Origin of the sequence: Streptomyces sp. NBC_00358 (genome assembly GCF_036099295.1) — a bacterium.
In the GTDB taxonomy this organism is placed as follows: domain Bacteria; phylum Actinomycetota; class Actinomycetes; order Streptomycetales; family Streptomycetaceae; genus Streptomyces.
Genome location: NZ_CP107976.1, coordinates 4,427,468 through 4,449,950, shown reverse-complemented (window position 1 = coordinate 4,449,950; position 22,483 = coordinate 4,427,468). Strand labels below are relative to the sequence as shown.

The 22,483-nt window shown below is 71.9% G+C and carries 15 protein-coding genes and 1 pseudogene; 15 read left to right on the top strand and 1 reads right to left on the bottom strand.

From position 1 onward, the window contains the following. Positions 1 to 123 precede the first annotated feature (123 nt). From OHT01_RS18710 to OHT01_RS18685, 6 genes and pseudogenes are all read left to right on the top strand, one after another. On the top strand, positions 124 to 1,455 hold the full coding sequence (locus OHT01_RS18710) for a TadA family conjugal transfer-associated ATPase (RefSeq protein WP_328558168.1): 1,332 nt from the start codon (positions 124 to 126) through the stop codon (positions 1,453 to 1,455). A 1-nt stretch (position 1,456) separates the two neighbouring features. Beyond that, complete coding sequence (locus OHT01_RS18705) at positions 1,457 to 2,314, top strand: type II secretion system F family protein (RefSeq protein WP_328554279.1); 858 nt, start codon at positions 1,457 to 1,459, stop codon at positions 2,312 to 2,314. Next, a complete protein-coding gene (locus tag OHT01_RS18700) occupies positions 2,311 to 3,090 on the top strand; it encodes a type II secretion system F family protein (RefSeq protein WP_328554278.1) in 780 nt (259 codons plus the stop codon). Before OHT01_RS18705 ends, OHT01_RS18700 begins: the two co-directional genes overlap by 4 nt. 176 nt (positions 3,091 to 3,266) lie before the next feature. Then, a complete protein-coding gene (locus tag OHT01_RS18695; RefSeq protein ID WP_328554277.1) occupies positions 3,267 to 3,452 on the top strand; it encodes a DUF4244 domain-containing protein in 186 nt (61 codons plus the stop codon). Continuing rightward, on the top strand, positions 3,439 to 3,882 hold the full coding sequence (locus OHT01_RS18690) for a TadE family type IV pilus minor pilin (protein WP_328554276.1): 444 nt from the start codon (positions 3,439 to 3,441) through the stop codon (positions 3,880 to 3,882). The genes OHT01_RS18695 and OHT01_RS18690 overlap by 14 nt, the downstream gene beginning before the upstream one ends. 65 nt (positions 3,883 to 3,947) lie before the next feature. Continuing rightward, positions 3,948 to 4,319, top strand: a pseudogene (locus OHT01_RS18685) (Rv3654c family TadE-like protein); the annotation flags it as partial. A 390-nt stretch (positions 4,320 to 4,709) separates the two neighbouring features. On the opposite strand, the gene OHT01_RS18680 reads toward OHT01_RS18685, so the two are convergent. Continuing rightward, the gene (locus OHT01_RS18680) at positions 4,710 to 7,163 is read right to left on the bottom strand and encodes a DEAD/DEAH box helicase (protein ID WP_328554275.1); all 2,454 of its coding nucleotides are present in this window, start codon (positions 7,161 to 7,163) and stop codon (positions 4,710 to 4,712) included. Positions 7,164 to 7,243: 80 nt separating this feature from the next. Here OHT01_RS18680 and bldG point away from each other — a divergent pair, with 80 nt between their 5' ends. From bldG to OHT01_RS18635, 9 genes are all read left to right on the top strand, one after another. Further along, positions 7,244 to 7,597, top strand: a complete 354-nt coding sequence (gene bldG, locus OHT01_RS18675) for an anti-sigma factor antagonist BldG (protein WP_028799135.1) — start codon at positions 7,244 to 7,246, stop codon at positions 7,595 to 7,597. Between the two features lie 114 nt (positions 7,598 to 7,711). Continuing rightward, positions 7,712 to 8,149, top strand: coding sequence for an ATP-binding protein (locus OHT01_RS18670; RefSeq protein WP_328554274.1), 438 nt, complete (start codon positions 7,712 to 7,714; stop codon positions 8,147 to 8,149). A gap of 312 nt (positions 8,150 to 8,461) precedes the next feature. Further along, a complete protein-coding gene (locus OHT01_RS18665; protein ID WP_328554273.1) occupies positions 8,462 to 10,870 on the top strand; it encodes a sodium-translocating pyrophosphatase in 2,409 nt (802 codons plus the stop codon). A 230-nt stretch (positions 10,871 to 11,100) separates the two neighbouring features. Then, positions 11,101 to 11,697 (top strand): small secreted protein, encoded by a 597-nt coding sequence (locus OHT01_RS18660; protein WP_328554272.1) that lies wholly within the window; start codon positions 11,101 to 11,103, stop codon positions 11,695 to 11,697. Between the two features lie 386 nt (positions 11,698 to 12,083). Further along, the gene (locus tag OHT01_RS18655; RefSeq protein ID WP_328554271.1) at positions 12,084 to 13,613 is read left to right on the top strand and encodes a class I SAM-dependent methyltransferase; all 1,530 of its coding nucleotides are present in this window, start codon (positions 12,084 to 12,086) and stop codon (positions 13,611 to 13,613) included. 681 nt (positions 13,614 to 14,294) lie between these two features. Beyond that, positions 14,295 to 14,492 (top strand): hypothetical protein, encoded by a 198-nt coding sequence (locus tag OHT01_RS18650; RefSeq protein WP_328554270.1) that lies wholly within the window; start codon positions 14,295 to 14,297, stop codon positions 14,490 to 14,492. A 248-nt stretch (positions 14,493 to 14,740) separates the two neighbouring features. Continuing rightward, complete coding sequence (topA, locus tag OHT01_RS18645) at positions 14,741 to 17,551, top strand: type I DNA topoisomerase (protein ID WP_328554269.1); 2,811 nt, start codon at positions 14,741 to 14,743, stop codon at positions 17,549 to 17,551. 107 nt (positions 17,552 to 17,658) lie between these two features. After that, positions 17,659 to 21,024, top strand: coding sequence for a dTMP kinase (gene tmk / locus OHT01_RS18640; protein WP_328554268.1), 3,366 nt, complete (start codon positions 17,659 to 17,661; stop codon positions 21,022 to 21,024). A 227-nt stretch (positions 21,025 to 21,251) separates the two neighbouring features. Continuing rightward, on the top strand, positions 21,252 to 22,457 hold the full coding sequence (locus OHT01_RS18635; protein WP_328554267.1) for a DNA polymerase III subunit delta': 1,206 nt from the start codon (positions 21,252 to 21,254) through the stop codon (positions 22,455 to 22,457). Positions 22,458 to 22,483 lie beyond the last annotated feature (26 nt).

Below are 22,483 nucleotides of genomic sequence, written 5' to 3'. Positions count from 1 at the left end.
CGGAACGGACCCCGGCACTACGTCTCCGGGCGCCCGGACACGCGGGGCGGTCCTGGTGGCTCCCCGTCCAGGGGCGCGGAGAAGTGGGACGGGCCCGGTGGCGAACCGGACGGACGGGCGGGGCTGCTGGACGGCGTACGGCAATGGCTGGCCGAGAGCGGATCCGAGCCGACCCCCGCGCGCGTGGCCCAGGCGCTGCGGGAGCAGGGGCGGGTGCTCGGGGACGCCGAAGTCCTCGGCACGGCCGAGCGGTTGCGTTCCGAACTGGTCGGGAGCGGCCCGCTGGAACCGCTGCTCGCCGACCCGTCGGTGACCGACGTGCTGGTGTCGGCGCCCGACCGGGTCTGGGTGGACCGGGGCGGCGGCCTGGAGCTGACCGCCGTGTCCTTTCCGGACGCCGCAGCCGTACGCCGCCTCGCGCAGCGCCTCGCGGCGGTGGCCGGCAGAAGGCTCGACGACGCCCGCCCCTGGGTGGACGCCCGACTGCCGGACGGGACCCGGCTTCACGCGGTACTGCCACCGGTCGCCGTCGGCTCCACCTGCCTCTCCCTGCGCGTCGTGCGGCCACGCGCCTTCACCCTCGACGAACTGGTGGCGGCGGGGACGGTGCCGCCCGGCGGGGACCAGGTGCTCAGAGCGCTGCTGGACGCCCGGTTGTCGTTCCTCATCAGCGGAGGAACAGGCTCCGGCAAGACGACCTTGCTGAGCGCGTTGCTGGGGCTGGTGGGTCCCGGGGAGCGGATCGTGCTCGCCGAGGACTCGGCGGAACTGCGGCCGGACCATCCCCATGTGGTGCGCCTGGAAGGGCGGCCCGCCAACCAGGAGGGCGTCGGTCTGGTCTCGCTCCAGGATCTCGTCCGGCAGGCCCTGCGCATGAGACCGGACCGGCTGGTGGTCGGCGAGGTGCGCGGTCCCGAGGTCGTCTCGCTGCTGGCCGCGCTCAACACGGGGCATGAAGGCGGCTCGGGAACCGTCCACGCCAACGCGGCGGGGCAGGTCCCGGCCCGGCTGGAGGCTCTGGGCACCGCGGCCGGGCTCGACCGGGCGGCCCTGCACAGCCAACTGGCGGCGGCACTGTCCGTGGTCCTGCACCTCGTACGGGACCGGACCGGACGGCGTCGGATCGCCGAGGTGCATGTGCTGGAACGCGACCCGTCGGGCCTGGTCGTGACGGTTCCGGCGCTGCGGTGGGGCGAGGACGCCTTCGCCCGCGAGCGGGGATGGGAGCGACTGCGGGAACTGCTTCGGGACGGGAGCCAGGGGCATCGCGGGCCGATCCGCCTCGGGACAGCGGGACCGCCTCGGGACAGGCAGGACGCGAGCAGCCCTTCGGACGGAGAGGGCGTCGGCGCGCCGACCGGTGCCGGACGCCGCGATACGAACGGAGAGGGCGTCGGCGCGCCAACCCGTGCCGGACGCCGCGATACGAACGGGGAGCGGGATGGGGATCGGTGAGATGGCCGACGTGCCCGCGGGGGCGGCCGTGGCGTGTGCCGGGATCGCGGCCTGGCTGACCGGCGGGCGCGGATCCGGGGTGCGCAGAGCGAGGGTCCTGCTCGCGGGCGACGGGGTGGTGACAGGGCCAGCCCGGTGGGACCAGGTCCTCGTCGACTGGCGCCGGGTGCGCGGGCGGCTTCGTCCCGAAGCGTGGTCGCTGGTGGCGGGATCGGTGATCGCGGTGCTGGGTGTCTCGCTCCTGCCACTTTTCCTCGGGGCCGCCGGAATGCCCCTGCTGCGGCGGGTGCGGCGGGCGGGAGAGGCCCGGCGCGAGCGGGAGCGACGCGGTGACGCGGTGATCGCCCTGTGTGGTGCCCTCGCCGGTGAGGTGCGGGCCGGACGTCAGCCCGGTGCGGCGCTGCTCGGCGCCGCACGCGATTCGCAGGGACTCGGTGACGCGCATGCCGTGGTGCTGGCCGCGGCGAGGTTCGGCGGGGATGTGCCGAGCGCGCTCACCGAGGCCGCGCGGCAACCCGGCGCGGACGGCTTGCTGGGGCTCGCCGCCTGCTGGCGGGTGGCCGTGGACCGGGGCGCGGGACTCGCGGCCGGTCTGGATCGGCTGGAGGGGGCGCTGCGCGCAGAACGCGATCAACGGGCGGACATACGAGCCCAGTTGGCCGGATCGCGTTCGACGGCCGCGATGCTCGCGGGGCTGCCGGTGCTCGGCCTGCTGCTCGGCACCGCGCTCGGTGCCGACCCGCTGCACGTGCTCCTGCACACCGGTCCCGGGCTGGGCTGCCTGCTGGTCGGCGGGGTGCTGGAGGCAGTGGGGCTGTGGTGGGCGCTGCGGATCGTACGAGGGGCGGAGACGGCATGAGCGCGGAACTTGTCCACAGGCTGGGGGTACTTGTGTGCGGAGTCCTCCTGGTCGGCTCCCCGGTCCGTCGGCTCGTGGCGGTGCGGCGCCGGAGGAGGGTGCGCAGGAGGCTGGCCGAGTTGCTGCTTCCGGAGGCGGCGCCGTCGCCGCGACGTCGGGAGGTACGGAGTCACGGCAGGCGGTGGCTGCCGTTGCTGGGCGCGGTGTGCGCCGGCTGGGTTCTGATCGGCGGTCTCGCCGGGGTTCTGACGGGGCTGGTGGCCGGGTTCGGGGTCCGGTGGTGGCGGCAGCGGCATCAGGCGCCCGCGGAGGAGTACGACGTGCCGCGGGCGGCCCGTCAACTGCCTCTCGCCGCCGACTTGGTGGCCGCCTGCATTGCGGCGGGGGCGAGTCCCGTGTCGGCTGCCCAGGCCGTCGGCGAGGCGCTGGGCGGACCGGTGGGCGAGCGGCTGGCGCGAGGCGCGGCGGAGGTGCGCCTCGGGGGTGAACCGGTCGACGCGTGGCGGAGGTTGGCGGCGATACCGGGCGCTCAGGGGCTGGCGCGGCTGCTGGAGCGGGCGGGCGAGTCGGGTGTACCGGCGGCCGTGCCGGTCGGTCGGCTCGCGGCGGAGGCCCGAGCCGAGTGGGGGCGCACCGCGACGGCGCGGGCACGCCGGGCGGCCGTCATGGTCACCGCTCCCGTGGGGCTGTGTTTTCTGCCCGCGTTCCTCGCCATCGGCGTGCTGCCCGTGGTGATCGGGCTGGCCGGCGGGTTGTTGCGAGGAGGTGGTGGGTGACGGACGGCAGCGATGGCAGCGGCGGCTGACGGTGAACGACAAGTGGGTGAAGAAGGCCAACAGTGCTGAATCTGACGGAGGTTGAAATGCGCAGGATGGTGCGAGCTCTCGGACAGGCGCGAGGGCAAGGGCAGGGACAGGGGCGAGGGCCGGGGCGAGAGCGAGGGCACCTTCGGATGCGGCACTGGATGCGCGCATCGCTCGCGGCGCGGAGGGACGCGGGCATGGTCACCTCCGAGTACGCGGTGGGTGTGATCGCGGCGGTGGCGTTCGCGGCCGCGCTCTACAAGGTGGTGACGAGCGGACAGGTCGGCGAGGAACTGCAGGGCATCGTCGGGCGGGCGCTCAATGTCCAGATGTGAACGGAGCCCGCGGGCGGCTTCGTTGAGGAGCCGGTGGGCGCCGCGTCGGGACGGCGGATCCGTCACCGCTGAGGCTGCCGTGGTGCTGCCCTCGCTGGTGCTCGTCGGCATGGCGCTGGTCTGGGCCCTGCTCGCCGCGTCCGCGCAGATCCAGTGCGTGGACGCGGCGAGGGCCGGCGCCCGGTCGGCGGCGCGCCAGGACGCGCCGGATGCCGTCCTGGCTACGGCCCGCCGGGCGGCCCCGCCCGGCGCGAGAGTCACGGTGAACCGGGAGGCCGATCTGGTCAGGGTGAGGGTCGGCGCCAGGACGCCGGGCCCCGCGGCCCTCTCCCTGGAGTTGAGCGACGAGGCGGTGGCACTGGCGGAGGAGACGGTGGGCGAGCCGGCGGGGGCAACGCCCGGGAGAACGACGGGGGCGGAGGGGAGATGAGGGGAAGGCAGACAAGAGGCCCGCGTTGGCGGGGGAGTGAACGTCTGGAGTGGTGGTCGTCCGTTGTGAGCCGCGGGTTTACGCGGTGGCGCGCGTCATCCGACAGGGGATCGGCGACCGTCTGGACGGTGGGCGCGATCGCTGTCCTGTGCGTCGTCTTCGGAGCGGTGCTGGCGATGGGGCAGGCCGTCGTCGTGCGGCACCGGGCGGCCGGGGCGGCGGACTTGGCCGCCCTCGCCGCGGCGGACCACTGGAGTGAAGGCGGCACGGCGGCATGCGCCCGCGCGGACCGCGTGGCCCGGGCGCAGAGCGCGCGGCTCGTCCGGTGCGCGGTCGAGGGCCAGAGCTCGGACGTGACGGCAGCGTCGGGAACCGGACCCCTCGTCGCGGAGGTCAGATCGAGGGCGGGTCCACCGGGGCCGCCGGGCCCTGCGACTCCATTAGGCTCCCCGGGCTCCCCGGGCTCCCCGGGCTCCCCGGGCTCCCCGGGCTCCCCGGGCTCCCCGGGCTCCCCGGGCTCCCCGGGCTCCCCGGGCTCCCCGGGCTCCCCGGGCTCCCCAGGCTCCCCAGGCTCCCCAGGGACCTTTAGGGCCCATGGGACAGCCGGGACCCGGTCCCCGGGCTCGCCCGTCCCGCACCCGGCCTTCACCCAGTTGGCCCTGGCCCGCCCGTCTTTCACCCGTTCGGTCCTACGCCCCCGACTTTCACCCGTCCGGCCCTGAGGCCCGCTTCCCGGCTTTCACTCGTCCGGACCCAGGCCCCACGGCCCCCATGTCACTCGTCCGGCCCTCGCCCCCGGAGGAGTGAGGCCCGGAGAGGTCAGGGCCTCACTCCTCCGGTGCAGACCGCAGCAGTTCCGTGAGCAGGCGTACGGCGCCTCGCTTGTGCAGCGGATCGTTCCCGTTGCCGCATTTGGGGGACTGGATGCAGGACGGGCAGCCGGCGTCGCACTCGCAGGAGGCGATGGCCTGACGGGTGGCCGTGAGCCAGGAGCGGGCTGTGCGGAAGGCACGCTCGGCGAATCCGGCGCCGCCGGGGTGGCCGTCGTACACGAAGACGGTGGGCAGGAGCGTGTCCGGGTGGAGGGGGACGGAGACGCCGCCGATGTCCCAGCGGTCGCAGGTCGCGAAGAGCGGCAGCATGCCGATCGACGCGTGCTCGGCGGCGTGCAGAGCGCCGCCGAGGATCTCCGGGTTGATCCGGGCCGCGTCCAACTGGTCCTCGGTGACCGTCCACCAGACGGCCCGGGTGCGGAGCGTACGAGGAGGGAGGTCGAGCTTCGTCTCGCCGAGCACTTCCCCGGTGATGACACGCCGACGCAGGAAGGAGACGACTTGGTTGGTGACCTCGACCGAGCCGTAGCACAACCGGCCGTCACCCCACGGGACTTCGACGTCGGTTTCGAGGACGGCGATGGACGTGGTGTCGCGGGCCACCGTCGAATACGGCGGGCTGGCCTCCTCGACCAGCGCGACGGAGTCCTCCAGGTCCAGCTTGCGCACCAGGTACGTACGGCCCTGGTGCAGGTGGACCGCGCCCTCGTGGACCGCCGTGTGCGCGGCGCCCTCGTCGACCGTGCCGAGCAGGCGCCCGGTCCCGGCCTCGACGACCTGCACCGGGCTGCCGCCGCCCCCGCGGATGTCGGTCAGGTCGACGGCCCGCTCCCGGCGTGTCCAGTGCCAGGCCGTGGCCCGGCGGCGCAGCAGCTTCGCGGCCTCCAGCTGCGGCAGAAGATCGGCGGTGGCGGGGCCGAAGAGCTCCAGGTCGTCTTCCGTGAGAGGGATCTCGGAGGCGGCGGCGCACAGATGGGGGGCCAGGACGTACGGGTTGTCGGGGTCGAGGACCGTGGACTCCACCGGTTGGTCGAACAGGGCCTCGGGGTGATGGACGAGGAAGGTGTCCAGCGGGTCGTCGCGGGCGACCAGGATGGCCAGCGCGCCTTCCCCGGAGCGGCCGGCGCGGCCCGCCTGCTGCCAGAGGGAGGCGCGGGTGCCCGGGTAGCCGGAGATGACGACGGCGTCGAGGCCGGAGATGTCGACGCCGAGTTCGAGGGCGGTGGTGGCGGCGAGACCGAGGAGTTCACCGGAGTGCAGCGCGCGCTCCAGGGCGCGGCGTTCCTCGGGGAGGTAGCCGCCGCGATATGCGGCGACGCGCCGGGCCAGCGAGCGGTCGACCTCGGCCAGGCGTTCCTGGGCGATCACCGCGACCAGCTCGGCGCCACGCCGGGACCGCACGAAGGCGATCGAACGCATTCCCTGGAGGGTGAGGTCGGTCAGCAGATCGGCCGTTTCGGCGGTTGCGGTACGCCGGACGGGTGCACCTTTCTCGCCGTGCAGTTCGGTGAGCGGGGGTTCCCACAGGGCGAACACCAGTTCCCCGCGCGGGGAGGCGTCATCGGCGACCTCGACGACCGGGAGACCGGTCAGGCGGCGCGCCGCGACGGCGGGTTCGGCGGCGGTCGCGGAGGCCAGCAGGAAGACGGGAGAGGCTCCGTAGCGGGCGCAGAGGCGGCGCAGCCTACGCAGCACTTGGGCGACGTGGGAGCCGAAGACGCCGCGGTAGGTGTGGCACTCGTCGATGACGACATAGCGCAGGGCGCGCAGGAAGGAGGACCAGCGGGGGTGGGAGGGCAATATCCCGCGGTGCAGCATGTCGGGGTTGGTCAGGACGTAGTTGGCGTACTGGCGTACCCATTCGCGTTCCTCGAAGGGCGTGTCGCCGTCGTACACGGCTGGGCGTACCGCATTGCCCAGGGGTTGTGAAAGTTCCTTCACCGAGCGGCGCTGGTCGGCGGCCAGGGCCTTGGTGGGGGCCAGGTAGAGGGCGGTGGCTCCCCGGCCGTTCGGGGCCTCGGAGCCTTCCAGGAGGGCCGTCAGGACCGGTGCGAGGTAGGCCAGGGACTTGCCGGAGGCGGTACCGGTGGCGACGATCACCGACTCGCCGTCCAGAGCGTGCTCGGCGACGCGTGCCTGGTGGGCCCAGGGGTGTTCGATGCCCGCGGCCTGCACCGCGGCGATCACCTCCGAACGGATCCGGTCGGGCCAGACGGCATGGCGACCCGCTCGCGGGGGCAAGTGCTCCGTATGAGTGATGCGCGAAGCCCGGCTCGGCCCCGAGGCGAGCCGGTCCAGGACCGTGCTCGGCGAGGGGCGGGATGCGGTGTCCGCCGAGGATCGATCGGATCGGTGATTCTTGGCCATCGGCATCGAGTGTGTCACTGGCGTGACGGACAATGGGCCCAAGGCGTCGTGCACGCCTGCCGGTAAGTGATTGAATGCCATCGCGGCTGGCGAACCGTCCCGGGGGCTCTGCCGAGGTGTCCCATGGGGCGACCGCTCGATAGCAAGGTGCTGGAGGATCCGTGGACCTGTCCCTGTCGACTCGCAATGTGTCCGGCCCTAATGGCGACCGTACGGTCGTCGAGGTCGGCGGCGAAATCGATGTATATACCGCGCCCAAGCTGCGGGAGCAGTTGGTCGAGCTGGTGAACGACGGCAGTTTCCACCTCGTCGTCGACATGGAGGGCGTGGACTTCCTCGACTCCACCGGTCTCGGCGTCCTGGTGGGCGGCCTGAAGCGCGTCCGGGCCCATGAGGGCTCGCTGCGTCTGGTCTGCAACCAGGAGCGCATTCTGAAGATCTTCCGTATTACCGGTCTCACCAAGGTGTTCCCGATCCACACCTCGGTCGAGGAGGCGGTCAACGCGACCGACTGACCACCGGTCTCCCGGGTCGTGGGCCCGGCTTCGAGAAGTGGGGGACCGGGCCCACGCCCGGCCCCCTGACAGCACGCCCGTAGTACAGCACGCCCGTAGTTCAGAGGGGGATGCATGGCCACCGTTGAACTCCGCTTCAGCGCGCTGCCCGAGCACGTCAGGACCGCCCGACTGGTGGCGGCAGCGGTGGCGCGCAGGGCCGGAGTGGACGAGGCCGTCCTCGACGAGGTCAGGCTCGCCGTCGGCGAGGCCTGTTCTCGTGCCGTCGGACTGCACCAGAGCGGCGGCATCTCGGCGCCGGTGCAGGTGACGCTGATCGATGAGGAGAAGCAGTTCTCCATCGAGGTCGGCGACGAGGCGCCGGGTTCGGTACCCGGCGGGGCGGCGTCCGGCGCCGCCTCCGGTGGCTCGGACGCGGAGACCGAGGAGGACGAGATGGGCCTCGCGGTCATCAGCGGCCTCGTGGACGACGTGGAAGTCATCGCCGGAGAGCACGGCGGACTGATCAGGATGAGCTGGCCCATTGTGCCGCCGGCCGTGGCTCTTTCCTGACAACCGCACCTCTTTTCTTGCCCCGAAGGGCCCTACTCGGTGGGGCCCTTCGGCATGTCCGGGATCTCGCGCTCGTCCATAAGATGATCGCGTACGGCGTTTCGTGAATCAATTCACGATCATTCGGGTGATCATTGGATCAGACGTCAACGCTTCTGGGGCATTACTGCTTTTGGGTCCGTGGGTGCCTCCCGATCATTTGCTGTAGAGCAAGTGAAGATTAATTCCGCTTACCGCGCACTGTTTTGATCAGGTTCCGGTACCTAGAATCCGTCCACATCTTGAGCTCAGCCCAAGCGTCAAGGAGGACGAATGGCGGGGCTTTCTACCCCTCATCAGTTTGACCACCCCACAACCCTCGCAGCCGCGGTCCTGACCGACGGCAACCGTCTCATCGTGATGGTCATCGCGGTTGTCGCCGTGGCGGCCCTCGTGGTCGCCGGGATCCTGGTGCGCCAGGTTCTCGCGGCCGGCGAGGGCACCGACAGCATGAAGGAGATCGCGACGGCGATCCAGGAAGGCGCGAATGCCTACCTGGGACGTCAGATGCGCACCCTCGCGGTTTTCGCCGCCGTGGTGTTCTTCCTGCTCATGCTGCTGCCCGCGGACGACTGGAATCAGCGCGCCGGACGGTCGATCTTCTTCTTGATCGGCGCGGTGTTCTCGGCGACCACCGGCTATATCGGTATGTGGCTCGCCGTACGGAGCAATGTCCGCGTGGCCGCCGCGGCACGGGAAGCGACTCCGGCGGAGGGTGAGCCCGAAAAGGATCTCACCGCCGTCTCGCACAAAGCCATGAAGATCGCTTTCCGCACCGGTGGCGTCGTCGGCATGTTCACGGTGGGGCTCGGTCTGCTGGGCGCCTCCTGTGTGGTGCTCGTGTACGCGGCCGACGCGCCGAAGGTTCTGGAGGGCTTCGGTCTCGGCGCGGCTCTGATCGCCATGTTCATGCGTGTCGGTGGCGGCATCTTCACCAAGGCCGCCGACGTCGGCGCCGACCTGGTCGGCAAGGTCGAGCAGGGCATTCCGGAGGACGATCCGCGTAATGCCGCGACCATCGCCGACAACGTGGGCGACAACGTCGGCGACTGTGCCGGCATGGCCGCCGACCTCTTCGAGTCGTACGCCGTCACGCTCGTCGCGGCGCTGATCCTCGGCAAGGTGGCGTTCGGCGACGCCGGGCTCGCGTTCCCGCTGATCGTCCCCGCCATCGGCGTACTCACCGCGATGATCGGCATCTTCGCGGTGGCGCCCCGGCGGTCCGACCGCAGCGGCATGTCCGCGATCAACCGAGGGTTCTTCATCTCCGCGGTGATCTCGCTCGTGCTGGTGGCCCTCGCCGTCTACATCTACCTTCCGGGGACCTACGCCGAACTGGACGGGGTCACGGACGCGGCGATCAAGGCCAAGGGCGGTGATCCGCGGGTCCTCGCGGTCGTCGCCGTCGCGATCGGCATCGTGCTGGCCGCGCTCATCCAGCAGTTGACCGGCTACTTCACCGAGACCAGCCGTCGTCCCGTCCGGGACATCGGCAAGAGTTCACTGACCGGCGCGGCCACCGTCGTCCTCGCCGGCATCTCCATCGGTCTCGAATCGGCCGTCTACACCGCCCTGTTGATCGGCCTCGGCGTGTACGGGGCGTTCCTGCTGGGCGGTACGTCGATCTTGCTGGCGCTGTTCGCGGTGGCGCTCGCCGGAACGGGCCTGCTCACCACGGTCGGTGTCATCGTCGCGATGGACACCTTCGGCCCCGTCTCCGACAACGCGCAGGGCATCGCCGAGATGTCCGGTGACGTCGAGGGCGCGGGCGCGCAGGTGCTCACCGACCTGGACGCCGTCGGCAACACCACCAAGGCCATCACCAAGGGCATCGCCATCGCCACCGCCGTCCTCGCGGCCTCGGCCCTCTTCGGCTCGTACCGTGACGCGATCACCACGGCCGCGAGCGACGTGGGCGAGAAGGTCTCGGGCCCCGGCGCGCCGCTGAACCTGATGATGGACATCTCGCAGCCCAACAACCTGGTGGGTCTCATCGCGGGCGCCGCGGTCGTCTTCCTCTTCTCGGGGCTGGCGATCAACGCGGTGTCGCGGTCCGCCGGGGCTGTGGTCTACGAGGTGCGGCGGCAGTTCCGCGAGCACCCCGGGATCATGGACTTCTCCGAGAAGCCCGAGTACGGGCGCGTCGTCGACATCTGCACCAAGGACGCGCTGCGCGAGCTGGCCACACCGGGTCTGCTCGCGGTGCTCACGCCGATCGCGATCGGGTTCACGCTCGGTGTCGGCGCCCTCGGCTCGTTCCTGGCGGGCGCCATCGGCACCGGCACGCTGATGGCCGTCTTCCTCGCCAACTCCGGTGGCGCGTGGGACAACGCCAAGAAGCTCGTGGAGGACGGCCATCACGGCGGCAAGGGCAGCGAGGCCCACGCCGCCACGGTGATCGGCGACACGATCGGTGACCCCTTCAAGGACACGGCGGGCCCCGCGATCAACCCGCTGTTGAAGGTCATGAACCTGGTGTCGCTGTTGATCGCTCCGGCGATCGTCAAGTTCTCGTACGGCGACGACAAGAGTGCCGGCGTACGGGTGTTCATCGCCCTTGTCGCGCTCATCGTGATCGTGAGCGCCGTGTACATCTCCAAGCGGCGCGGGATCGTCATGGGCGACGAGGAGGACAACGACGAGGGCATCGCCAAGTCGGCCGATCCGGCGGTGGTTTCATAACTCACAGGTTCCGCGCCTGACCAGGCACGGACTTCCGTGCCTGGTCAGGGAGTAGGGCAACGGGTGGGCGCACGGCGCGTGTTGAAGCGCCGTGCGCCCACCCTGTGTGTGTTCACATCGCCGTCGTGAGCCTTCTCTCGCTTGGTGCAAATGGCTTCAATAGGCGTCTTAGCGGATATTCGACATGTGGGTGTTGTCCGCATGGCGTGTAAGTTCCGGGGCCGAGAGCCATGGAAGGGACCAAACCGGTGAACAAGAAGCTCGCGGCCGTACTGTCCGGCGGTGCGGTACTGGTGCTCACGCTGTCGGGATGCGGCAGCAGCGGCAACAGCGGCAACGACAAGCTGAACTCCTGGGCCAAGCAGGTCTGCGACGCGGTGAAGCCGCAGGCGCAGAAGATCGAGGACGCGAACGCCGCGATCCAGAAGCAGACCTCGGACAACAGCACGCCGGCAGCCGTCCAGACGACGGACGCGCAGGCCTTCCAGGACATGTCCGACGCCTACAAGGCGATCGGCGCTGCCGTCGAGAACGCGGGACCGCCCGACGTCACCGACGGCAAGACCAAGGAGGCCAACGCGGTCAAGGAGCTCAACGGCATCTCCGCGTCGTACGCCGCCCTGAAGAAGCAGGTCGACAAGCTCGACACCAAGGACCAGGCCAAGTTCGCCGAGGGCCTCAAGGGCATCGCGACCCAGCTCGACAAGCTGAGCCAGAGCGGGAACGACGCACTGAAGCAGTTGGAGGAGGGCGACGTGGGCAAGGCGATGGCGCAGCAGGAGAGCTGCAAGTCGGCGTCGGGGTCCGCGGCGGCGACCGCAGGCTGAGCCCCCAGAGGCTCCGGGGGCGGCCCGCAGCCGGGTCCCAGGGACTCCTCGGCGCCGTCCGGCAGGCGGGGCGCCAGGGGACTCAGGGCGGCGATCGTCCGTTCGGCCGAAGGAGAGCCCGGCACCCGTGCGTGCCGGGCTCTCGGCGTGCCCTGTCCGCGGTCGGCGCCGGTGGTGGCCCCGCCCACAGGTCGTGCTCGCCGCCGGGCCTGCCCGCAGGTCGTGCCCGCGGCCCGCCCTGCCCGCCCCGGGGGCGTACAGCCGCCGACCGTGCCTGCCCGGCGGTCGTGCCCGTCCACGGAGCGTGCCTGCGCTCCCGGGTCCTGCCCGCGTGCAGGCGGTGCGTTGTCCACAGGTGTGGGTGCCGGTGGGCGATAGCGGACACAATGGGAGGCGTGAGTCACACCAGCCTGTCACCGTTGCCCTCGTCCGATCGTGCCGACACCGCCGCCCGGCTGCGGAGCGCCCTGCTCGACGCCTCCTTCACCGCGGACGGACTCCTCGACCTGCTCGGCGCTCCCGCGTACGCGGCGCTGGCGCGCAGCGAGACCGTGCCCGCCCTCCGGGCGACCCGTGGGGACACACCGCTGGAGACGCTCGTACGGCTCTTCCTGCTGCAACAGCCCGTGCCGTACGCGCGCGTGGCGGTCGTGCTGCCCGTCGAGGAGGCCCTGGAGAGCGGCTGGCTGGCCCGGACGGGCGGGGACGAGGTCGCGGCGAGCGTCGACATCCGGCCCTACGGCGGGCCCGGTGGTGAGGACTGGTTCATCGTCTCCGACCTCGGATGCGCCGTCGGCGGAGCGGGCGGCATCGGCAGCCGGGAGGAAGGCGTCGTCCTCGGGGTGGGCGGTGCCTCCACGACGCTCGCCGGCATCACCGTGCGTACGCCCGTCGACTCCGCGCTCGACCTCGGCACCGGCTCGGGTATCCAGGCCCTGCACGTCGCGCAGCACGCCACCCGCGTGACGGCGACCGACCTGAACCCCCGTGCGCTGCACGTCACCGCGCTGACGCTCGCGCTGTCCGGAGCTCCGGCCGCGGACCTGCGCGAGGGCTCCCTCTTCGAACCGGTCCGCGCCGACGAGAGATACGACCTGATCGTCTCGAACCCGCCCTTCGTGATCTCGCCGGGCGCCCGGTTGACGTACCGCGACGGCGGAATGGGCGGGGACGACCTGTGCCGCACGCTCGTTCAGGAGTCGGGGGACCGGCTGAACGAAGGCGGGTACGCCCAGTTCCTCGCCAACTGGCAGCACGTGGAGGGCGAGGACTGGCAGGACCGGCTGCGCTCCTGGGTGCCCCGCGGCTGCGACGCGTGGATCGTGCAGCGAGAGGTGCAGGACGTCACGCAGTACGCGGAGTTGTGGCTGCGCGACTCGGGTGACCACCGTGCCGACCCCGCCGACTACCAAGCCAGGTACGACGCGTGGCTCGACGAGTTCGAGGCGCGCAAGGTCAAGGCCGTCGGCTTCGGATGGATCACGTTGCGCAGGACGGCGGCGGCCGAGCCCTCGATCACGGTCGAGGAATGGCCCCACTCCGTCGAGCAGCCGCTCGGCGAGGCGGTGCGCGAGCACTTCGAGCGGGTCGACTACCTTCGGCGGCACGACGACGCGGGCCTGCTCGCCGGTCACTTCAGACTTGTGGCGGAGGTCGTGCAGGAGCAGGTCGGACTGCCCGGCGCCGAGGACCCGGAGCATGTGGTGCTGCGTCAGCACCGGGGTATGCGCCGGGCCACCAAGGTGGACACGGTCGGCGCGGGATTCGCCGGAGTGTGCGACGGCACGTTGAGCGCGGGCCGGATCCTCGACGCCATCGCCCAACTGGTCGGCGAGGACCCGGTGTTGCTGCGCGACCGGACGCCCGCGCAGATCCGCCTGCTGGTGGAGCAGGGATTCCTGGCGCCGGTCGAGTAGCCGGGTGATGCCGGGGCGGGGGTGACGGGGCCGGATCTCGGGAGGGAGCGGGCCTGCGGCTCTTCGTGCCGCGTGGCCCGCGCGCCTCGCGGACGTCGGTCCCGTCGTCCCTGACCGCGTACCGCCGGACACCGGATCGGCCTCCTTCGCGGGGAGGGGAAACCGGCCAACATCCGATCGGCGGCGGACGCTTCCGGCCATCCGCGTCACAGGCGCCGCGTCACTTCGCCGCCCGCGGCGCCACGCGCCGGCCGGAGACTCGCGAATCCCCCGTCCCGCGCCATCGCCGCAGCCACGCCCAGGCCGCTGCGGCCGCTGGGAGGCCGGTCGTAGCCCTCGGCCTCCGACACCTCCGACACCCCCGCCACCATCCGACGCCCCCGAGACCGTCGGCTCGCCGGCCCGGTTCGTCTCGGCGAGTCCTCATCCGCCGGGCCCCCGCCCCCGCACCAGGTGACCGTCGGTTCTCGGCCCCGCCGCCGCACCACAGGCATGGACATGGCGGTGGAGGCGGATAGGGATAGGGAGAAGAAGGGGACGGCCGGGGGCGAGGGCGGCGCACGGCGGAGCGTGGGCGCCCCATGGGGCGCCGGTTGCCCGGCGTTCACCGTGGGTTCGTCCGTCGGCTGCCGGCCCGTGTCAGCCTCCCGAGCCTGAGGACCCGGGCGAAAGGACAGATCGATGGAAAGCGGACCGGCGATCTTCGCGGGACTGGTGTTCGCCCTGTTCGGAGGTGGACTTCTGGCCTGGACGGCGGTCCGGGTGCGACAGGGGGAGCCGGTCGCGCACGGTGTGAACCGCGTCGCATCGGTGACCCTCGCCGGCGTCGCGGGAAGCGGGGCGCTGGTGCTCGGGATGTGGTGCTTCACGCGCGTGTGAAACCGCGCGTGAGGACCGGGGCCCCGGTAACTGGGAAGTTACCCTCCGGATAGGCCCGGAAGAGCCGGTGGACACTCCGGGCGGCAGGAATGGCGGTAGTCGGGTTACCGTTCGAGTGGCCGTTGCGGGCTTTTCCCGTTTGACACGGGGGCGGGATGTACCGTCACACTCCGCAGCGTCAGCATGACCCGATCCCTCGGGAATCAAGCCCCGGGGAGATTCCGCGTCGACCGGAGAGAAGAGCGAAGTTGTCCCCGACCAGCGACACCGCACACGGCGGCCGCCGACTCGTCATCGTCGAGTCGCCTGCCAAGGCGAAGACGATCAAGGGCTATCTCGGCCCCGGCTATGTCGTCGAAGCGAGCGTCGGGCACATCCGTGACCTCCCGAACGGTGCCGCCGAGGTGCCGGAGAAGTACACCGGTGAGGTGCGCCGTCTCGGTGTGGACGTCGACAACGACTTCCAGCCGATCTATGTGGTCAACGCCGACAAGAAGGCCCAGGTAAAGAAGCTCAAGGATCTGCTGAAGGATTCCGACGAGCTCTTCCTCGCCACCGATGAGGACCGCGAGGGCGAGGCCATCGCGTGGCACCTCCTGGAGGTCCTCAAGCCCAAGGTCCCCGTCCACCGGATGGTCTTCCACGAGATCACCAAGGACGCGATCCGCAGCGCCGTCGCCAACCCGCGCGAGCTGAACAAGCGCATGGTCGACGCCCAGGAGACCCGCCGCATCCTCGACCGCCTCTACGGCTACGAGGTCTCGCCGGTCCTGTGGAAGAAGGTCATGCCGCGACTGTCGGCGGGCCGCGTCCAGTCCGTGGCCACCCGGCTCGTCGTCGAGCGGGAACGCGAGCGCATCGCCTTCCGTTCCGCCGAGTACTGGGACCTGACCGGCACCTTCGGCACCGGTCGCACCGGCGACGCCAGCGACCCGTCCAACCTGGTCGCCCGCCTCACCGCGGTCGACGGCAAGCGCGTCGCGCAGGGCCGCGACTTCGACTCGCTGGGCCAGATCAAGAGCGCGAACACGCTCCACCTGGACGAGACGAACGCCCGTGCGCTCGCCGCCGCCCTTCAGGACACGGCCTTCGCGGTCCGCTCGGTCGAGTCCAAGCCCTACCGCCGCTCGCCGTACGCGCCGTTCCGCACGACGACGCTCCAGCAGGAGGCCTCGCGCAAGCTCGGCTTCGGTGCGAAGGCGACCATGCAGGTGGCACAGAAGCTGTACGAGAACGGCTTCATCACCTACATGCGTACGGACTCCACGACCCTGTCGGAGACGGCGATCACGGCCGCCCGCGCCCAGGTCACGCAGCTGTACGGCGCCGACTACCTGCCGGCACAGCCGCGTACGTATGCCGGGAAGGTCAAGAACGCGCAGGAGGCGCACGAGGCGATCCGTCCCTCGGGTGACCGTTTCCGCACCCCGGCCGAGACGGGTCTGACCGGCGACCAGTTCAGGCTCTACGAGCTGATCTGGAAGCGGACCGTCGCGTCCCAGATGAAGGACGCGGTCGGTAACTCCGTCACCGTGAAGATCGCGGGCCGGTCCGCCGACGGCCGTGACGCCGAATTCAGCGCGTCCGGCAAGACGATCACCTTCCACGGCTTCCTGAAGGCCTACGTCGAGGGCGCCGACGACCCGAACGCCGAGCTCGACGACCGCGAGCGCCGCCTTCCGCAGGTCGCCGAGGGCGACCCGCTGTCCGCCGCGGAGATCACGGTCGACGGGCACGCCACCAAGCCGCCGGCCCGCTACACCGAGGCGTCCCTGGTCAAGGAGCTCGAAGAGCGCGAGATCGGCCGCCCGTCGACGTACGCGTCGATCATCGGCACGATCCTCGACCGCGGTTACGTCTTCAAGAAGGGGACGGCCCTGGTGCCCTCCTTCTTGTCGTTCGCCGTGGTCAACCTCCTGGAGAAGCACTTCGGGCGGCTCGTCGACTACGACTTCACCGCCAGGATGGAGGACGACCTCGACCGCATCGCCCGCGGTGAGGCGCAGGCCGTGCCGTGGCTGCGGCGTTTCTACTTCGGCGAGGGCGACGCGGCCGGTGCCGCCGACGCGGGCAACGGCGACGGCGACCACCTGGGCGGCCTCAAGGAGCTCGTCACCGACCTGGGCGCCATCGACGCCCGCGAGGTGTCCTCGTTCCCGGTCGGCAACGACATCGTGCTGCGCGTCGGCCGCTACGGCCCGTACGTCGAGCGCGGCGAGAAGGACTCCGAGAACCACCAGCGTGCCGACGTGCCCGAGGACCTGGCCCCCGACGAGCTGACGGTCGACCTCGCCGAGGAACTGCTCGCCAAGCCGAGCGGTGACTTCGAGCTCGGCGCCGACCCGCACTCGGGTCACCAGATCATCGCCAGGGACGGCCGCTACGGCCCGTACGTCACCGAGGTGCTCCCCGAGGGCACCCCGAAGACGGGCAAGAACGCCGTCAAGCCGCGTACCGCCTCGCTGTTCAAGTCGATGCAGCTCGACACGGTGACGCTGGAGGACGCCCTCAAGCTCATGTCCCTGCCGCGGGTCGTCGGCAAGGACGCCGAGGGCGTCGAGATCACCGCGCAGAACGGGCGCTACGGGCCGTACCTGAAGAAGGGCACGGACTCGCGCTCGCTCACCGCCGAGGACCAGCTCTTCACCATCACGCTCGAAGAGGCGCTGGAGATCTACTCCCAGCCCAAGCAGCGGGGCCGCGCCGCCGCCAAGCCGCCGCTGAAGGAGCTGGGCGAGGACCCGGTCAGCGGAAAGCCGGTCGTGGTCAAGGACGGCCGTTTCGGTCCGTACGTGACCGATGGCGAGACCAACGCGACCCTGCGTTCCGACGACAGCGTCGAGGACATCACGCCGGAGCGCGGCTACGAGCTGCTCGCCGAGAAGCGTGCAAAGGGTCCGGCCAAGAAGACCGCGAAGAAGGCGGCCGCGAAGAAGGCTCCCGCCAAGAAGGCACCGGCCAAGAAGGCGGCCGCCAAGACGACCGCGTCGAAGACGGCCGCCAAGAAGGCTCCCGCCAAGAAGACCGCCGCGAAGAAGACGGCGGCCTCCGAAGGCTGAGTCGTCCCATGTCGGAGAAGTGGACGCCCCTACACCATTTGGTGTAGGGGCGTCCGTATGTTCGGGCACCCCTTCGGGGAGTCAGTGGGTCCGGATAGGCTGGCAGGATGACGCGAGCCGAGCAGCCAACGGCCCAGGACTGGGCCCCCGACGACGCACTCGTCGCGGATTCACGCGAACGTGCCGTCCGCGCGCTGCTGCGTCAACCGCAGTTGAAGCGGTTGTGGAGCGCGCACCTCGTGGGAGGTGTCGCGGACGCGCTGGCCCTGCTGGTGCTGGTCGTCCTCGCCCTCCAGGCGGCGATCTCCGAGGGTTCCTTCGGCGGTGGTGCCCGCGGAGCCGCCCTCGCCGTGGCGGCCGTCTTCGGAGTGCGCGTCCTGGCGACGCTGCTCTTCGGAGCCGTGCTCCTCGGCCCCATGACGTCGCTGACCTCCCCCGACGGGCTGCTCGACCGGCGCTGGACCATGCTCGGAGCCGACGGCCTGCGGGCCGCGCTCCTCATCGTCGCTCCGCTGTTCATCGACTGGACCCCGGACAACGCGCTCGCCGTCCTCCTCGTCATCGTCTTCGTGACCGGAGTCGCCGAGCGGTTCTGGACGGTGTGCAGGGAGAGCGCGGCGCCCGCGCTGCTGCCCGCGCCGCCGCTGGAGGGCGCCACGGTGCGCCCGCTGCCGGACCACATGGACGCGCTGCGGCGGCTGTCCCTGCGTACGGCGTTCGCCGCGGTCCCGATCGCGGCCGTCACCCTGGTCGCCGTCTCCCTCGTCAGCAACCTGCTGGGCGCCGGGATCGACTGGTTCGACCAGCACCAGGCGGCGCTCGCCTCGTACGTCGCGGCCGGACTGTTCGCGGCCTGCCTGTCGGTGATCACCTTCCTCGAGCTGCCCGACGCCCGCACCCCGCGCGCGCGGTCGCCGCTCGAAGGACTGCGCCGCCCGAAGACGGGCACCGGCATCGACAAGGGCCGCACCGGCGCGATTCCGCTTCTGGTGCCCGCCTGCGCGGCCGTGGCCGGGGCGATCTCGGCCGCCGTCGCCGTCTCCGTACTGGACGCCATCGACCTGGGCGGCGGACCCGTGCTGTACGGGCTGCTGGTGCTGGCCCTGACCGGCGGCGTCGTCGTCGGAATCCGCACGGCCCCCTCGCTGCTCCCGTCGCTGTCGCGGCGCAGGCTGCTCGCCCTCGCGATCGCCTTCACCGGGGTCGCGCTGCTGGTCGCCGGCCTCGTCCCGGACGTCACCGCCGTGCTGCTGATCGTGGCCTTCGCCGGCGTCGGCGCGGGTGTGGCCGCCAACACCGGCCACGCGCTCCTCGACCAGGAGGCCGAGGACTACCGGCGCCCCCGTACGACCGAGCATCTGCACGCGGTCGTCCGGGTCTTCGTCGCGGTCGGCGCGATCGTGGCGCCGCTGGTGGCCGCCGCGATCGGCCCGCACCGCCTGGAAAGCGGCAAGTTCGTGTTCGCGCACGGCGGCGCCGCCTTCACCCTGATGCTGGTCGGCGCGCTCCTGCTGCCCGTCGCCGCCGTGGTGCTCGCCAAGGTCGACGACCGTTCCGGGGTACCCCTGCGCAAGGACCTGCTGGACGCGCTGCGCGGCGGTGACGACCCTGCGCAGGTGCCCGCGACGAGCGGCTTCTTCATCGCCCTGGAGGGCGGCGACGGGGCCGGCAAGTCGACCCAGGCCCAGGCCCTGGCCGACTGGATCCGGTCCAAGGGCCACGAGGTCGTGGTGACCCGCGAACCGGGCGCCACGCCGGTCGGCAAGCGACTGCGCTCGATCCTCCTCGACGTGTCGTCCGCGGGCCTCTCGCACCGCGCCGAGGCCCTCCTGTACGCCGCCGACCGGGCGGAGCACGTCGACACGGTGGTGCGGCCCGCGCTGGAGCGGGGTGCCGTCGTCATCTCCGACCGCTACATCGACTCCTCCGTGGCCTACCAGGGCGCGGGCCGCGACCTGTCCCCTACGGAGATCGCCCGTATCAACCGGTGGGCGACGGACGGGCTCGTACCGCACTTGACCGTCCTGCTGGACGTGTCTCCCGAAGCCGCCCGCGAGCGGTTCACCGAGGCGCCCGACCGCCTTGAGTCGGAGCCGGTCGAGTTCCACACGCGCGTGCGGTCCGGTTTCCTGACGCTCGCCGCCGCCGACCCGAGCCGCTATCTGGTCGTCGACGCGGCACAGGAGCCCGAGGCCGTCACCACCGTCGTACGGCATCGGCTGGATGTGATGCTGCCCCTCTCCGAAGCCGAGGTGAAGGCCCAGGAGGAGGCACGCAGGGCGGCCGAGGAGGAGGCCCGGCGCAAGGCCGAGGAAGAGGCCGCCCGCAAGGCCGAGGAGGAGCGTCTGGAGCGCGAGCGCCAGGCACAGCTCGCGAAACTGCGCGCCGAGGAGGAGGAGCGCAAGCAGCGCGAGCTGGAAGAGGCCCAGCGGCGCGAGGCCGAGCGCCAGGCGGAGGAGGCCCGGCAGCGCGCCGAGGAGGCCCGCCGCCGTGCCGAGGAGGAGCGGGTCCGGCTTCTCGCGGAGGAGAAGGTCCGCGCCGCGGAGCAGGAGCGGGTGCGCCGACAGGCCGAGGAGGAGGCGCGGCTGCGCGCCGAGGCCGAGGCGCGCCGCCTGGAGAAGCAGCGGAAGGCCGAGGAAGCGCTGCTGCGGGCCGAGGAGGCCCGGCGGCTCGCCGCGGAGGCGGCTGCCGCTTCGGCGGCCGCGGCGGCTTCGGCCGAGGCCGCGGTGTCGAGCACCGGGACGGGTTCCGGGACCGGTTCCGGGTCGGGCTCCCCGACGACCGCTCCGGGAGCCGGAGCCGGGACGGGACGCGACGCGGGTACGGCTCCGACGGCCTCGCCGTCGCCGTCACCCTCTCCGGCTGCCTCCGCCACCAAGCCCTCATGGGCCGCGGCTGCTTCCGTGCCGGACAACGAGACGACGCTGCCCACGCCGGTCGTGACCGACCCGACGGCCCGGGGGGCCGTCGACGAGACCGCGGTGCTTCCGGCCGTACGACCGGGTGGAGGCCGCGCGGCCAAGCGCCCGGCCTCCCGCTCCGAGGTCGAGGACACGGCCTCGCTGCCGAAGCCGCCGGTCCCGGGCGGGGCCGCGGACGAGACGGCGGTGCTGCCGCCCGTCTCCCCGGCCTCGGGCGCGGCCGACGAGACGGCGGTTCTTCCTCCGGTACGGGACGGGGGCGCCGGGCCGAGGGCCGACGCACCGGCCGGTGACCCCGCGGAGCGGATGCCCCGGGGCTTCTTCCGCGACGAGCGGCCGGGGGCGGGGCCCGAGGGTCCCGTGGACCGCACACGGGAACTGCCGCAGGTGGACGAGACGGGCGCCCCGCGCCGCAGGCCCCGCCCCGACTGGGCCGAGGAGACCCCGCTCGACGACCTCCCGACCCTGGCGGACGAACTGCTGGGCCCGCGCGACGACGAGGACGACTGGGACGAGGGGCAGGGCCAGGGGCGCGGCGGGCGGCGACGCTAGTCCCTGACGGGGGTCGCGAGTCTCTGGAGGTCCGCCCCTGACGGGTGGCCGCGAGTCCCCGGCGAGGGGCCGCGGCGCCTGGTCCGGAGGTCCCCGGCCCGGCGGTATGCGTCACGTTCTCCGCGTTCGCTGCCTCGCGTCCGGTGAACGGGCGGGCGGGGCCGATTGTCAGTGGCGACCCGCACAATGGACGACGCGAGACAAAATGCGACGGAAGGGCGGAGCCCATGCCTGTGTGGGACGACGTGGTGGGCCAGGAGAAGGTGAGCGAGCAGCTCGCCGCCGCTGCCCGGGACGCCGACGCCCTGGTCACGGCGGTCACCGCGAAGACCCCGCTCCCCGAGGCGTCCAAGATGACGCACGCCTGGCTGTTCACGGGCCCGCCCGGCTCGGGCCGTTCCACAGCGGCGCGCGCGTTCGCGGCCGCGCTGCAGTGTGTGAGCCCCGACCGCGCGCTCGGCGGAATCCCCGGCTGCGGGTTCTGCGACGGCTGTCATACGAGTCTGGTCGGGACGCACGCCGATGTGGAGATCGTCCGCACCGACCTGCTGTCCATCGGCGTCAAGGAGACCCGCGACCTGGTCCGTCGCGCCCAGCTGTCCCCCGCCGTCGGCCGCTGGCAGGTCATCGTCCTGGAAGACGCGGACCGGCTCACGGAGGGCGCGGGCAACGTCCTGCTGAAGGCCGTCGAGGAGCCCGCTCCCCGCACGGTCTGGCTCCTCTGCGCCCCGTCCATCGAGGACGTACTGCCCACCATCCGCTCCCGCTGCCGGCTGCTCACGCTGCGCACGCCGCCGGTGGAAGCGGTAGCCGACATCCTCGTACGCCGTGACGGCATCGAGCCCGACGTCGCCGCGGCCGTCGCGCGCGCGACACAGGGCCACATCGGGCGGGCCCGCCGACTCGCCACGGACCCGAGCGCCCGGCAGCGCCGTGCCGCCGTCCTCAAGCTCCCGCTGCGGATCGACGACATCGGCGGCTGCCTCAAGGCGGCCCAGGAGCTGATCGACACGGCTTCGGAGGACGCGAAACAGCTCGCCGAGGAAGTCGACGTCAAGGAGACCGAGGACCTGAAGACGGCGCTCGGCGCGGTTCAGGGCGGTCGGATGCCGCGCGGCACGGCGGGCGTCATGAAGGAGCTGGAGGACCGGCAGAAGCGCCGGAGAACGCGCACGCAGCGCGACAGCCTGGATCTGGCCCTGATCGACCTCACCGGCTTCTACCGCGACGTACTCGCCCTTCAGCTCGGCTCCCGTCTGGCCATCGCCAACGCGGACGCGGGGGACACGCTGGAGCGGCTGGCCCGCGACAGTTCGCCGGAGTCGACCTTGCGCCGCATCGACGCGATCGCCGCGTGCCGGGAGGCCCTCGACCGCAACGTCGCCCCGCTGCTCGCGGTGGAGGCGATGACGATGGCGCTCAGAGCGGGCTGAGCCGCTCGCGGCCCCGGCGCCCGTCG

Bases quoted from the DNA above. Each gene is read 5' to 3' on its own strand.
- OHT01_RS18705 (WP_328554279.1), top strand. From the start codon at position 1,457: ATGGCCGACGTGCCCGCGGGGGCGGCCGTGGCGTGTGCCGGGATCGCG.
- OHT01_RS18700 (WP_328554278.1), top strand. From the start codon at position 2,311: ATGAGCGCGGAACTTGTCCACAGGCTGGGGGTACTTGTGTGCGGAGTC.
- OHT01_RS18695 (WP_328554277.1), top strand. From the start codon at position 3,267: ATGCGGCACTGGATGCGCGCATCGCTCGCGGCGCGGAGGGACGCGGGC.
- OHT01_RS18690 (WP_328554276.1), top strand. From the start codon at position 3,439: ATGTCCAGATGTGAACGGAGCCCGCGGGCGGCTTCGTTGAGGAGCCGG.
- OHT01_RS18680 (WP_328554275.1), bottom strand. From the start codon at position 7,163: ATGGCATTCAATCACTTACCGGCAGGCGTGCACGACGCCTTGGGCCCA.
- OHT01_RS18670 (WP_328554274.1), top strand. From the start codon at position 7,712: ATGGCCACCGTTGAACTCCGCTTCAGCGCGCTGCCCGAGCACGTCAGG.
- OHT01_RS18665 (WP_328554273.1), top strand. From the start codon at position 8,462: ATGGCGGGGCTTTCTACCCCTCATCAGTTTGACCACCCCACAACCCTC.
- OHT01_RS18660 (WP_328554272.1), top strand. From the start codon at position 11,101: ATGGAAGGGACCAAACCGGTGAACAAGAAGCTCGCGGCCGTACTGTCC.
- OHT01_RS18655 (WP_328554271.1), top strand. From the start codon at position 12,084: ATGGGAGGCGTGAGTCACACCAGCCTGTCACCGTTGCCCTCGTCCGAT.
- OHT01_RS18650 (WP_328554270.1), top strand. From the start codon at position 14,295: ATGGAAAGCGGACCGGCGATCTTCGCGGGACTGGTGTTCGCCCTGTTC.
- tmk (WP_328554268.1), top strand. From the start codon at position 17,659: ATGACGCGAGCCGAGCAGCCAACGGCCCAGGACTGGGCCCCCGACGAC.
- OHT01_RS18635 (WP_328554267.1), top strand. From the start codon at position 21,252: ATGCCTGTGTGGGACGACGTGGTGGGCCAGGAGAAGGTGAGCGAGCAG.